Here is a 12895-nt window from a genome sequence, read left to right on the forward strand (position 1 = left end):
ACAACGGGCGTCCACGCACCGCAGACGGGCCGCAGACCGGTACTCGTCCCTGCAAATACCTACATGTCCATCGAAGTCCCAGATGAAATGGGCGAGTTGGGGCTGAACCGACGGTGCGGTACGGCACGTATCGGCCCCTGCGTCACCTGCGGCACGGCACACGGACCTGTTTCCGAGCCATCGGCCGCACAACGGAACTTTCATCCAAGACAGGACGGCCGAAGTCCGGGACCGTAGAGCCATGCGCAGCCACGAGATGGGGCAGGTCCCCACGGACCACGAGGCCGAGGACGGCTGGGAGGTGGCCCACCCCCTGGGCGGGTCCTCCCTCGCCGGCGTCCGGATGGCGGGATTCCGCGACCGGATCGCCGCCGGCCTGGACAAGCGGGTGCTCGCGCAGCCTTCCGTGGTCGTCGTCATCGGGCTCGGGGACACCCCGTTCACAGTCGAGGACGACCAGGGGGCACAGCCCCTCACCAGCTTCGCCGCCACGCTGTCGCCGGGCCCCGCGCGCGTGCGGGGTGAGCGTGTGGAGTGCGTCGAGATGCGTTTGTCACCCCCGGCCGCGTACACGCTGCTGGGCGTCTCCCCGAACGAACTCACGCGGCCCGTGATCAGCCTCGAAGACGTGTGGGGCCCAGCCGAACGGCGCCTGCGCGAGCAGTTGGCCGAGGGCGCGACATGGCAGGAACGGCTCGTTCTGGTGGACGAGTTCCTCATGCGGCGGGCCGCGCAGGCACCGGCGATGGCGTCCGAGGTCGCAGCCGTCTGGGATCACATCGTGGCCTGTCGGGGCAGGGTACGGGTGGCCGAACTCGCCACGTTGTGCGGCTGGAGCCGCAAGCGGTTGTGGTCCAGGTTCAGCGCTCAGATCGGTCTCACCCCCAAGCGCGCGGCCATGCTGGTCCGCTTCGACCATGCGGCCCGCGCTCTACGTGCGGGCGAGAACGCCATCGATGTGGCTCTGGCGTGCGGATACGTCGATCAGCCCCATCTTCATCGCGATGTGCTGGCCTTCGCCGGCTGCACGCCGAGGGCCCTGGCGGAGGGGCCGCGCCGCGAGGGCGGGGGCTCCTGACGCACCCGGCCGGTCCGAGTCGGCCTGGTAAGCCCTGGGCCGGTCCGCGCGGCCTTGGGCCGGGCACGAGCAGACCCCAACCAGACCCCAACCAGACCCCAACCGGACCCCGAACCAGACCCCAACCAGACCCCAACCAGACCCCGACCTGACACCGCCAGACACGAGAGAGAAGAGACGCCCATGACCTCTACAGACGTCCGATCGGCCGGCACGGACGACCGGAGCCTGATCATCCGGACGGCCTTCGGGAGCATGGCCGCGCAGACCTTGCGCGCGGCGGTGCGGCTGAGGGTGATCGAGTTGATCGGTGACACCCCGCGCAGGGCCGACGAAGTCGCGCTTGAGGCGGGAGCCCAGCCGCAGCCCATGGCCCGCCTGCTGCGGGCTCTCGCCGCCCTCGGCCTGGTGAAGGAAAACGCCGGCTCCTTCTCGGTGACCCCTGCGGGGAGCTACCTCGACCCGGCCCGCCCCGACTCCCTGGCGGCCTTCGTGCGGGTGTTCACGGACCCGGTCGCCACGCGGGCCTGGGAACATCTGGACGCCAGCGTCCGGACCGGCGACGTCGCGTTCGACGAGGTCTTCGGCTCGGACTTCTTCAGCCATCTCTCGCAGCGCCCGGAATTGTCGAAGGCCTTCAACGCCGCGATGAGCCAAGCCACTTCGGTGGTCGCCGCCACACTTCCGTACGCCTTCGACTTCGGGCGCTTCACCTCGGTCACCGACGTGGGAGGCGGAGACGGGACCCTGCTGGCCGCCGTCCTCGACGCACATCCGACACTGACGGGTGTGGTCCACGACTCGGCGGAGGGCCTGGCGCAGACGCCGCAGACCTTGCGGCGCCATGGGCTCACGGAGCGCTGCATCCCGATCGCCGGGGACTTCTTCCACTCCGTTCCCAAAGGATCGGACCTCTACCTCATCAAGAGCGTCCTGCACGACTGGAGCGACGATCAGGTGGTGACGATCCTGGGCAACTGCCGTGCGGTGCTGCCGACCGGGGGCCGCGTCCTGATAGTGGAACCCGTGCTTCCGGAGACCGTCGACTCCGATCCGGAAGCCCAGGGCGCCGACGAGGTCACGTGCCTGAGCGACCTCAACATGCTGGTGAACGTGGGTGGCAGGGAGCGCACGCGCGGGGACTTCGAGGAGGTGTGCCGCAGAGCGGGCCTGTCCGTCACCTCGGTCGCCCCCTTGAAGGAGGCCGCACCGTACTCGCTCATCGAGGCCGTCGCGGACTGAGCCGGCGCGGGGTGGGGTGACACACGCGTCTCGGCGACCACGCCGACGTCGCCCGTCCCGCGTCAGCCGAGGTGAAGTAGCGTCACCTGCATGAACATGCCGTTCCCGCCGCAGCCGCCGGGCCCCTATGGCGCCCCTCCGCCGGGGCAGCCGATGCCCGGCCCCTACGGAGTGCAGCAGCACTGGCCGCAACAGCCGTACCCACAACAGGGCTTTCCCCAGCAGTCGTTCCCGCAGCAACAGGGCTGGGGAATGCCCCCGTCGGGGCCGCCTGGGCCGCGCAGGAACCGAACCGGTCTGGTGATCGGCATCATTGCCGTGGTTCTGGTAGTGCTCGGGGGTTTGGGGTTCGCCGTGAGCAGACTCGCCGGGGCGGTCGGCGGGTTCCCCGAGGCGAAGTATCGGCTCACCGTGCCGTCCACGCTCATGAACGGCCAGTACACACTGGCACAGGACCTGTCCGGGAAAGTCCAGGAGGGCATCAAGAGCGCCTCCGAGGCAAACGTCCGCGATCCTCAGGCAGCGGCGGGCCAGTATTCAGGATCCAAGGGAGACGGCACGTCCCTGATCCTGTCCGGCATCTACGGCAGGGTAAAGGCGCCCGAGCAGCAGCGCGACAGGATGCTGCGGGGCGTCGGGGACGCGGAAGGAGCCATCATCGTGGTGCCGCCCATGGACGCCACGCCCGCAGGCTCGGACGTCCGGATCTCCTGTCAAGTAGTGACCAAGTCGCAGGGTGCCTTCAGCGTTACGTTCCCTACGTGCGCCTGGGGCGACAGCAACACCGTGGGTAGCGTGTCCGTCGTCGGCCCCGCGTCATCCGGACAGAAGGCCGTCGACGTCGATGTCGACCGGGCGGCCGAGCTGACCGTGAAGGTACTCAACGAGGTCCGCCGGCCAGTCGGCTCGGGATCAAGGCGCTGAGCGACCGCCGGTGAGGGCCTCGCCCCGCATCAAAAGTCTGGCGAGAAGCCCAGCGGAACGATCAGTAGGCCAGGGGCGATTGCATGGGGGAGTGGTCACGGTTCGTCCTTGTCCCCGGAAGGTCTCCCAAAAGCGGATGACGCTACAACTACCCGATAGCCATGAAGAGTTGATACGGCCACGGGTGGGGGCTCAGCCGGGAAGCCAACGCGCGGAGGCGTTTCGGTCAGCCCCTCTGGGGTGAGGGCGGCAGTAATCTCTCGCCAGGTCCGAAACCTCTTGCCGCGTAGGCCAGTTGCGGAGTGCGAGGTATCCCGTTTCCCGGACGGCCGGGTCGGCGTGGTCGTCCCAATCCAGCTCAGTCGAGCCCGCGATGCGCCGCCCACAGCGCCCCCGCCCGGGTCGCGGCGTCCGCGATCAGGGCCGCCAGTTCGGGTTCGTCGGGGACGGGGAACGAGACGTACCCGCCCCGACCGCCTGCGACCGGTCGGCCATAGGCCTTCGCGGCGAGGCGGCCGTCCGGAAGAAGTCGGACGTTGAGGGTGGTCAGCGTAAAGGCCTCGCCCCGTCGGGTGTCCGTCCAGCGAAGCTCCTGCGGGACCGTGACGTTGATCGCCAGAGCGCCTACTTCGATGTCGCTGCTCATGGACGGATGGTCTCACGCGGGCCCGGCGGATGCGGCTGCCGCTGATGTGGGGGCTCGGGTGGGAGGAGGCGGTCCACAGCCACCCTGAGCGAGTGCTCAAACCCACTCTTGAGCAACTGCTCAAACTGAGCTACCTTCCACTTGAGCGAGTGCTCAAAAGGCAATCCGGGGGGTGGGGACGCATGAGTGGGCTGTACGTGGAGGCGTTGATCGACGTCGACTTGGACGTGCTCTGGGAACGGACCCAGGACCCGGCTCGACACCAGTCCTGGGACCTGCGGTTCACCTCCATCTCCTATCTGCCCCGCGCCGAAGGAGCCCCGCAGCGCTTTCGCTACGCGACCCGGCTGCTGCCCTTCCTGTGGGTCGCCGGGACGGGGGTCAGCGCGGGGGAGCGGCAGCGGCCCGACGGCACGCGCGTGTCGGCTCTGCGGTTCGCCTCCGCGCACCCGCTCTCACTGCTCCGCGAAGGAAGCGGCTACTGGCGCTACGTACCCGGGCCCGACGGAATCCGCTTCCTGACCGGCTACGACTACCGCCCGCGCTGGGGGAGTTGGGGGAGGTTCCTCGACCGGCTGGTCTTCCGGCCTCTCATGGGGTGGGCCACCGCCTGGTCCTTCGACCGGCTTCGGCTGTGGTGCGAACGCGGGACGCATCCGCGGGTCTCCCTCGCGCGCGCCCTCGCGGAATGCGCCCTGCGCCTCGCGCTGGTGCTTCTCGTTCTGACGGCCTCTCCCATAGCTCCACTCCTCCTTGGCTTGGGCGTGGCCGTCCTCGCCGTGCTGCTTCCCCCGCTGCCCGGCACCCCCGCCGCACGCCGCTGCCTGCGTACACCGCCCGGGCGTGCCCGCGCCCCACATCTGCTCGCCACCCTGGAGCTCTCATGACCTCGATCTTTCAGCAGCACATGGGTGCCGACTTCGGCCGACTGCACCCCGAGATCCGACGGCGCTTCTCCGTCGGGCTGGACAGCGGCGAAGCCTGCGTCGGGAACGGCACGATGGAACGGATCCGCCATGGGGCCCGGTTCGTCAAGCCGTTCCTCCGGCTGGGCGGGACGCGCAACATCCTCGTCCCGCGCGAAGGCCGCGACGTGCCCTTCGTCATCGAGAACTTCCCGTACGTGGACTCCTTCGGCCGGGAGACCGTCACCTTCGTCCGGACCTTTCAACTGCCCGACAGGCCGCACCGTTTCGACGCCACCATGGTCCTCAGCCCGGAGCGCGGCTGCGTGCTCGACTACCTCGGAACCCATCAACACCTCGCCAGCGACCTCTACTTGAGGGCCGAGCCCGATGGTTCGCTCCTCATCCGTTCCGGCGCGCACCGCTTCCGCGAGGGGCCCGTCGACGTTCGCGTACCGTCCCTGATCGGAGGCGATGCCGAGGTACGGGAGTCGTTCGACGAGGAGACCGGTCGCTTCCGGATCCGAGTGAGGGTGACCAACCGGCACTTCGGTTTCCTCTTCGGCTACCAGGGGTCGTTCACGGCCGAGTACGTCGAAGTGGGCGCCCAAGGCCCGCGCGCCGACCTGCTGCCCCTCCGTGAAGAGGCTCGCGCGTGAGCACGTCCGAGGAAGGCACCTCCGGATCCGCCGGCCCATCCGGAACCTCCGGCGGCGCAACCCGCCTCAAGCTCCTCGAAGGGGCCCTGCGGACGGTGGTCGAGCAGGGTATCGCCAAGACGTCGGCGCGCTCGATCGCGACCACCGCCGGCGTCAACCAGGCGCTGGTCTTCTACCATTTCGGCTCCGTCGACGAGCTTCTCGCCGCCGCCTGTGTGCACGGCGCCGAGCAGCGCGTCGCTCGCTATCGCGACCGGCTCGCCGCGATGGGCTCGCTCACGGAACTCCTCACTTTCGCCCGTGCGATGCACGCCGAGGAGCGGGCCGCCGGGCAGGTGGCGGTCCTGGGGCAGTTGCTCGCCGCCGGGCAGAGCGCGCCGGCTCTCGCGAAGGCGACCGCCGCGGGACTCTCGCTGTGGATCGAGGAGTTGGAGGCCGTCCTGACCCGGCTGCTCACCGCAACGCCCGTGGCCGCCTTCGTCGATCCGGCCGGGCTTGCCCGCGCGACAGCCGCTTCCTTCGTCGGCATCGAACTGTACGAGGGTGTCGACGCCGAGGGCGCCGCCCGCGCCCTCGACGCGCTCGAACAACTCGCGGTTCTGGCCCAGGCCCTGGAAGGACTCGGTCCGCTCTCCCAGCGGGCGGTCACCCACAAGCTACGGCGCAGCGCCAAGGGGTGATGCGGCGCGCCCGACCCGCCGGGAGTCCGCAAAGCGACGGGGGAGGGGCGTTCGCCCCCGCCACCGGCATCGCTCCCCACCGCCCGCCCGCCCGCTCACCCCGGGTGGATGATCCTCAGCCCCGCGAAGTCCTGCGGCTCCGCCTCGCTTCCGCCGAGGACGTATGCGAGAGGCAGCACGATCGTCCCCCAGGCCAGGCCGCCCAGCCAGCGTCCCAATGCCTGGTGCACGCGCGGCCGGCCTCCGTCGGCCGCGCGCACCACACGGGTCCCCGCCACCGCCTTCCCGACGCTCGCGCGGCACAGAAGGACGAGCAGCACGTGGTTGACGAAGGAGAAACCGGCCACGCCGGCCAAAAGGCTTGCCCCCAGGCCGGCATAGGAACGGTCGTGCGCGCTGTCGGCGACGCTGTGGAGGAGCAGGTAGCCCGTGCCCGTCGCCAGCCCGCACCCCAGGGCGAGCGTGCCGTCCATCACCGCCGCCGCGTAGCGACGCCCTCTGCTCGCAGGCCTGCCCACCAACGCCCCCTCATTCCTTCACCCGTGGCGGAACTTCGCGGCCCGCCGGGCGACCGTATCTCAACGCGATCGTGGGGGCGGGTGCCCCCTCATGCCCGCGCCCTGCCCACGCGCGGCCAACGGGCGTGTGTGGGCAGGGCGTTGATGGAGTGGAGCCGCTCTCTGCTTCCGGGGCGGCCCTGTGCGGTGCGGGGCGTGCCACGGAGCGGGGAGGAGCGCCCAACCGTGTGCGGCTTGCTTCAGTCGCCTTCCGGCGCCGGGGTGTCCGCGAGCTCGGTGGCCGTGAAGTCGCGCAGCCACTCACGGAAGTCCGGTCCCAGGTCCTCGCGTTCGCAGGCGAGCCTGACGATGGCGCGCAGGTAGTCGCCGCGGTCGCCGGTGTCGTAACGACGGCCGTCGAAGACGACGCCGTGGACCGGTCCGCCGTCGTTGACCCGGGCCGTCATCTCCCGCAGCGCGTCGGTGAGTTGGATCTCGCCGCCGCGGCCCGGCGGGGTCTTCCTGAGGGCGTCGAAGATGGCGGGGTCCAGCACGTACCGGCCGATGATGGCGTACGTCGAGGGGGCCTCTCCCGGGTCGGGCTTCTCGACCAGGTCCGTGACGCGGACGATGTCCTCGTCCGCGGTGGCCTGGATCGCGGCGCAGCCGTAGAGGTGGATCTGTGCGGGGTCGACCTCCATGAGCGCGACGACGCTGCCGCCGAAACGCTCCTGGACCTCGATCATGCGCGACAGCAGCGGGTCGCGCGGGTCGATGAGGTCGTCGCCGAGCAGCACGGCGAACGGCTGGTCGCCGACGTGCGGTTCGGCGCAGAGCACCGCGTGGCCAAGACCCTTGGGGTCGCCCTGGCGGACGTAGTGCAGGGTGGCGAGCTCGCTGGACTCCCGCACCCGGGCGAGACGGGAGTCGTCACCCTTGCGGATGAGCGCCTCTTCGAGCTCGTAGTTGCGGTCGAAGTGGTCTTCGAGGGCACGCTTGTTGCGGCCGGTGATCATCAGCACGTCGGAGAGGTTCGCCGCCCGGGCCTCCTCGACGACGTACTGAATGGCCGGCTTGTCGACGACCGGCAGCATTTCCTTGGGCGTGGCCTTCGTCGCGGGCAGGAACCGGGTTCCGAGTCCGGCCGCGGGGATCACGGCCTTGGTGACCGTGCGGGGCCGGGGGGTGTGTGACATGGCGGTGCGGATTTCTTTCTGTGGATTCAGGGGGCCGGGCCTGCGCGTCACCGTGCGGCGGTGACGCTCTCGTGCGGGCCGGTCGCCGAGGTGTCGGGGGACGAGGCCACCACCGGTGGCACCGCGGGGCGGGAGTCCGTCTCGTGTGCGGCCTCCGCGGCCTCCGCGGCCTTCGCGCGACGCCGCGCCACATAACCCGCCGCGATGAGCACCACCGCGATGGTTCCGGACAGCGCGGGCCAGTACACGTAACGGAAGTTGGACTGGGGCGCGGTGGGAACGTACGCGAGGATGTACAGCACGGTGCTGGCGCCCAGCAGACGCAGCTCACGCGTATAGGGGCCGACCCAGCGGCGGCGCAGCACGAGCACCAGCGAGAGGGCCAGCCAGAACCAGCCCTCGAAGAGCATCGGCAGATCACGGGTGAAGCCGGTGACATAGCTCTGAAGGGTGTACTTGAGCGGCTCGCTGACCGGCGCGTCCTTGAGCGGGGCGATCTTGGTCACGGAGCCGTCGTAGAAGGCCAGGTTGCCCTGGAAGAGGAGCTTGGCGAACACCTGGCCCCGGTAGGCGGCGTAGCCCTTCCAGTGCTTGGGCATCTCGTGCGTCCACATGCTGACCAGGACGTCGGCGTTGCGGCCCAGCTCCGTCGGGCCGAGCGACAGGTCCCTCGGGTAGCAGTTGAAGTACACGTCGGCCGGGATGTGCCGGCGCTGGCACTCCATGGTGGTGGTGACCAGACGGTCGCGGAAGTCCGCGCTCGCACCGGCCCGTTCGGCTGCCGCGCGCACCTGCTTCGGGGTCAGGACGTGGGTGAGGTCGTCCAGCGGGATCTGCGCGTACTGGCGGGTGGCCACGGGGGTGGTGGCCGCCGACACGCCGACGCTGCCGACGGCGGTCACGGCGAGCAGCACCCCGGTGGCGGCCAGCCAGCGGCGCCGGCCCGGGGAGGGCCACACGGCCATGACGAGCAGCATGAAGACGGGGATCACGGCGGGGAAGCCGTTCTTGCGCACCAGGATGGCGTAGGCGAGGAACAGCACGCCGAGCACCAGCAGGGCCCAGCGGGTCTTGGTCCGGCCGGCGGGCAGCTCCCGCGCGGTGAGCGCCACGGCGAGGACGGCGAGCAGGGCGTACGCCATGTGCACGTCCTTCCACACCACTCCGGTGAAGGTCAGGATGTGCGGGGCGAGGCCCACGGCGAGCGTGGCGAGGGACAGCGCACGGCTGCCGGTCTTCTTCCACAGCAGCCGGGCCAGCACCCACAACGTCGCCCACAGGACGGCCGTCTGGAGGGCGGCCATCGCCGAGATGGCGCCGGTGCTGTCGATGAGGATCCGCCACAACAGGGCCATGACCGGCGGATGCCAGTCGGTCACCGGCCGGTCGCCCAGCGCCTGCATGAGCTGGTCGACGCTGTCCGCGCTCAGGTACCCGGGGTGGAAGGCGGTGTTCACCGCCAGGCCGCAGACCGTAGCGATCGCGGCCAGGCACCACGGCCAGAGCTCGCCGCGCCGCCAGGCGCCGCGCAGTGTAGTGGTCCACCGATCGACGGTTCCGGGCACGTGTGCGGAGTCCTTTCCAGGATGACTGAATACGAGGGTGCGGTAGGCGACGAACCGCAGTACGGTCGCCGCCGCCCAGCCCACGAGCCGGGCCACGTTGTCGCTCAACGGCGAGTCGAGGCCGAGCAGTTGGTGGGCGACGAAGATGGGGACGGCGGTGACCGCCATGCCCGCCAGGTTGATGGCGAGGAACCAGATGAGCTCACCGCGCTGGGTGCCGCCGCGCCGGTCCCGATAGGTCCAGTAGCGGTTGCCGAACCAGCTCACGGCCATCGCGAGCAGCGTGGCCACGACGGAGGCCAGCACGGGCGCGCTGCCCAGGGGGCCGCCGCCGGAGGCGGAGGAACCGAAGATCAGGAGGTTGAAGCTCGCGGTCTCCACCACGAACGCGAGAGCGCCGACGACACCGAAGGCCGCGACCTCCCGCCAGATCTTGCGCACCCATTCGGGCACGCGTCGGCCCCAGGCCGTCGATTGCAGCATGGCTGAAACGTAAGGGCATGGAGGCCATGTGAACAAATAGAGATAGGATCCGGACACTCAGAAGCAAGAACCATGTCAGTTTCAGTACCTTAGCGAGGGCCCCCGATGAATCCGGCGATTGCGTGTGTCGTTCCCTGCTACAACGAAGAGGCGGCCATCGGCAAGGTCGTCCACGACCTGCGCGCGTCCCTGCCCGAGGCCATCATCTATGTGTACGACAACGCCTCCACGGACAACACTGTGGCCGAAGCGCTGAAGGCGGGCGCCGTCGTACGCCATGAGCCCCGCAAGGGCAAGGGCAACGTCATCCGCCGCGCCTTCGCCGACATCGAGGCCGACGCCCTCCTCATCATCGACGGCGACGACACCTACGACGCGTCGCGCGCCCGCGAAATGGTCGAGCTTCTCTTCGAGGGCCCGTACGACCAGGTGGTCGGCGCGCGCCGGGAGATAGTCGACACCGCTTACCGGGCGGGCCACGCGGTCGGCAACAAGATGCTCACCGGCACCGTGCGCTCGCTGTTCGGCAACGACGTCAGCGACATGCTCAGCGGCTACCGCGTCTTCTCGCGCCGCTACATCAAGTCCTTCCCCGCGCTGTCGCACGAGTTCGAGACCGAGACCGAGATGACGGTCCACGCCCTCAGCCTGCGGCTGCCCACCGCCGAGATGGAGGTCGACTTCAAGGACCGCCCGGCCGGCAGCGTCAGCAAGCTGCGCACCTACCGCGACGGCTGGCGCATCCTGAAGCTCATCCTCGGGCTCGCCCGCCGTCAGCGCCCCTCGCTGTTCCACTCCGTCGTCGCCGGTCTCCTGACGCTCATCTCCCTCGCCCTGGGCGTTCCGCTGATCAGCGAGTTCATCCGGACCGGGACGGTGCCGCGTCTTCCCACCGCCGTGCTGGCCGCCGCGATCATGATCATCGCGGTTCTGGTGCTGCTGGTCGGGTACATCCTGGAATCGTTCATGCACATGCGTCAGGAGCAGGCGCGCCTCGCCCACCTGAGGTACCCGGCGCCGACCCGCGACACGGACTTCGTGCCGGACATGCTCCAGGACGCCAAGAAGGTCTGACCCGCGCGACAAGCGACGATCCGCCCGGCGCCTCGGAGCGCCGGGCGGATCCTTGTTGTGGGGCGCCGCCGCGCCCCGTCCGGCCGTACGCCACCTGGGTGGACCCGGTGGGCCGATCGGGTACAGGAGGACGCGGCGGCCACCGCGCCGGACAAGGGCCGGGGGCCGCCGCGCCGGACGCTCAGAGCGCCGGGTCGGCGTTCTTCAGCAGCTCCTGGAACTGGGCCGAGAACCATCGGCCCGCCAGCGGGGCGTTGGGCAGGGCGCCCGACATGTTGTTGCCGTTGCGGACGTTGCCGGTGTAGGTCGGGTCACACATTCGGTCGAACCCCTTGCCCTCGTCGTTCGGGATCGCCGAGCTGGACCCGTCGGACTCGCCCGGAGGCTTCACCCACAGGTACGCGTCGATGCCCGGCTCGGGCGCCGCCTTCGGCCGTTCACCCAGACCCGCACCGGCCTGGTTGCACCAGTTGCCCAGGTGGATGCGGCGGTCGGTGCGGCTGCCGTTGACATAGGCGTCCACGCTCGACTTCGCGGCAGGCCCGCTCGGGCGCGCCGCGCCGCCCCAGCCGTTGCGGGAGGTGTCGATCAGCATGCCGATGCTCGGGCTGAACCCGGCCGTCACCAGCCGGGAGCGGAACGCCTGCGTGTACGACAGTTCGTCGACGTACCGGTTCCAGTCCACCCACTTCGACTGGCGCACCGACGTGCCGTTCACGGAGTCGTCGATCGAATAGTAAGGCTCCTTCAGCGCCCCGTAGTTGGCAGTGTTGCTGACGAAGCCGGTGACGTACTCCAGCTTGGAGCCGGACGCCTGGGCGGCCTGGGCGAACAGATCGGCGGACGCGCCGAAGTTGTCGTCCCAGCCGAGCCAGCCGTGGTGGCCGGCGTCGATGTAGTTGTAGACGTTGGAGATCGGCCCGAACTTCGAGAGGGCGTATCCCACGCCGTTGACGTAGTTGCCGTTGGCCTTCATGGTGTCGCAGGCCGCAGTGGCGGTGGGCCGGCCACCGGCGTTCGTCACCAGGTTGGGCAGCGAGTCGATCTCCACCACCGTGGTGATGCGCAGCGAGGCGTATTTGGGGTCGGCGAAGATCGCGGCTATGGGATCGATGAACTGGCTCTTGTACCGGTCGAGTTCGGTCGGTCCCAGCTCTCCGTTGGAGGCCAGCGCGGCGCAGTCGCGCCCCGGCAGGTCGTAGATGACGAAGTTGATGGCCAGCGGCTGACCGCCCGCCTGCCGCAGCGCCTCGTCGAGGTGGGCGCGTACGCCCATGCCGCCGTTCACGCCGTTGATGGCGGCGATCCGGTCGAGCCAGACGGAGGTCGAGGTGTTGGCGACGGCGCTGCCGCCCGGCTCGGCCGCGGCCTTGGCCTTCCACTCCGGGTTGACGTACAGCTTGGCGCCCGCGAAGGGGTTGTCCGCCTTGCCGCCGGTGGGCGGCGGAGTCGTGGTCGGTGACGGGCTGGGCGAGCCGGTGGGGGAGGGGGTGCCCGGGCCGGTGCAGGCGGTGCCGTTGACGGCGAAGGCGGTGGGGGCGGCGTTGGTGCCGCTGTAGGTGAACTGACCGCCGGGGGAGACCGAGCCGCCCGGCGCGATCGTCCGGTTCCAGTCGAGGTTCTTGACCGTGACGGTCCTGCCCGACTGCGACCAGGCGCCGTTCCAGCCGCTGCTGAGCTGCTGGTTGCCCGCGTAGTCGTAGGTCAGTGCCCAGCCGTCGATCGCCGAGGTGCCGGCATTGCTGACCGTGACCGTGGCGGTGAAGCCCGAACCCCAGTCGTTGGTCTGGTAGTTGACGCTGCACCCCAGGCTCGCGGCCTGCGCTCCGGTCGGCAGGACCGCGGCCATACCGGCGGCGGCGACCAGGACGGTACAGGCGGAGAGCAGAGCGGTGCGTCGGGGTGACGCGGATGTCGTGCGGCTCATGCGATGTCCTCTCGGGGGA

The 12895-nt window shown here is 69.9% G+C and carries 12 protein-coding genes; 7 read left to right on the forward strand and 5 right to left on the reverse strand.

Annotation, left to right across the window (positions count from 1 at the left end; genetic code table 11):
* The first annotated feature begins 241 nt into the window (after positions 1-241).
* From N4G70_RS27065 to N4G70_RS27075, 3 genes are all read left to right on the forward strand, one after another.
* Entirely contained in the window at positions 242-1078 is an 837-nt protein-coding gene (locus tag N4G70_RS27065; protein ID WP_261715338.1) for an AraC family transcriptional regulator, read from the forward strand.
* A 183-nt stretch (positions 1079-1261) separates the two neighbouring features.
* Positions 1262-2320: a methyltransferase gene (locus tag N4G70_RS27070; RefSeq protein ID WP_261715339.1), complete on the forward strand. Its 1059-nt coding sequence runs from the start codon at positions 1262-1264 to the stop codon at positions 2318-2320.
* A 354-nt stretch (positions 2321-2674) separates the two neighbouring features.
* Positions 2675-3244, forward strand: coding sequence for a hypothetical protein (locus tag N4G70_RS27075; RefSeq protein ID WP_261715340.1), 570 nt, complete (start codon positions 2675-2677; stop codon positions 3242-3244).
* Between the two features lie 358 nt (positions 3245-3602).
* Here the strand turns inward: N4G70_RS27075 and N4G70_RS27080 are convergent, their stop codons facing one another.
* A complete protein-coding gene (locus N4G70_RS27080; RefSeq protein WP_261715341.1) occupies positions 3603-3890 on the reverse strand; it encodes a hypothetical protein in 288 nt (95 codons plus the stop codon).
* 182 nt (positions 3891-4072) lie between these two features.
* On the opposite strand from N4G70_RS27080, the gene N4G70_RS27085 reads away from it, so the two are divergent.
* Genes N4G70_RS27085 through N4G70_RS27095 form a run of 3 tightly spaced genes read left to right on the forward strand, consistent with a single transcriptional unit; the run spans position 4073 to position 6134 of the window.
* A complete protein-coding gene (locus N4G70_RS27085) occupies positions 4073-4777 on the forward strand; it encodes a hypothetical protein (protein ID WP_261715342.1) in 705 nt (234 codons plus the stop codon).
* A complete protein-coding gene (locus tag N4G70_RS27090) occupies positions 4774-5454 on the forward strand; it encodes a DUF4166 domain-containing protein (RefSeq protein ID WP_261715343.1) in 681 nt (226 codons plus the stop codon). The genes N4G70_RS27085 and N4G70_RS27090 overlap by 4 nt, the downstream gene beginning before the upstream one ends.
* Entirely contained in the window at positions 5451-6134 is a 684-nt protein-coding gene (locus N4G70_RS27095; RefSeq protein WP_261715344.1) for a TetR/AcrR family transcriptional regulator, read from the forward strand. The genes N4G70_RS27090 and N4G70_RS27095 overlap by 4 nt, the downstream gene beginning before the upstream one ends.
* Before the next feature lie 95 nt (positions 6135-6229).
* Here the strand turns inward: N4G70_RS27095 and N4G70_RS27100 are convergent, their stop codons facing one another.
* The 3 genes from N4G70_RS27100 to N4G70_RS27110 all read right to left on the reverse strand — a co-directional run bounded on the left by N4G70_RS27100 (position 6230) and on the right by N4G70_RS27110 (position 9875).
* Positions 6230-6652: an RDD family protein gene (locus tag N4G70_RS27100; protein WP_261715345.1), complete on the reverse strand. Its 423-nt coding sequence runs from the start codon at positions 6650-6652 to the stop codon at positions 6230-6232.
* A 239-nt stretch (positions 6653-6891) separates the two neighbouring features.
* Positions 6892-7827: a UTP--glucose-1-phosphate uridylyltransferase GalU gene (gene galU / locus N4G70_RS27105; RefSeq protein WP_261715346.1), complete on the reverse strand. Its 936-nt coding sequence runs from the start codon at positions 7825-7827 to the stop codon at positions 6892-6894.
* Positions 7828-7874: 47 nt separating this feature from the next.
* A complete protein-coding gene (locus tag N4G70_RS27110) occupies positions 7875-9875 on the reverse strand; it encodes a GtrA family protein (protein WP_261715347.1) in 2001 nt (666 codons plus the stop codon).
* Between the two features lie 105 nt (positions 9876-9980).
* Between N4G70_RS27110 and N4G70_RS27115 the strand changes: the two genes are divergently transcribed.
* Positions 9981-10949, forward strand: a complete 969-nt coding sequence (locus tag N4G70_RS27115) for a glycosyltransferase family 2 protein (RefSeq protein ID WP_261715348.1) — start codon at positions 9981-9983, stop codon at positions 10947-10949.
* Between the two features lie 181 nt (positions 10950-11130).
* Here N4G70_RS27115 and N4G70_RS27120 read toward each other — a convergent pair whose 3' ends face one another.
* A complete protein-coding gene (locus tag N4G70_RS27120) occupies positions 11131-12876 on the reverse strand; it encodes a glycoside hydrolase family 6 protein (RefSeq protein WP_261715349.1) in 1746 nt (581 codons plus the stop codon).
* Between the last annotated feature and the right edge of the window lie 19 nt (positions 12877-12895).

The sequence above is a fragment of the Streptomyces sp. ASQP_92 genome, from assembly GCF_025399895.1.
Classification (GTDB): Bacteria; Actinomycetota; Actinomycetes; order Streptomycetales; family Streptomycetaceae; genus Streptomyces.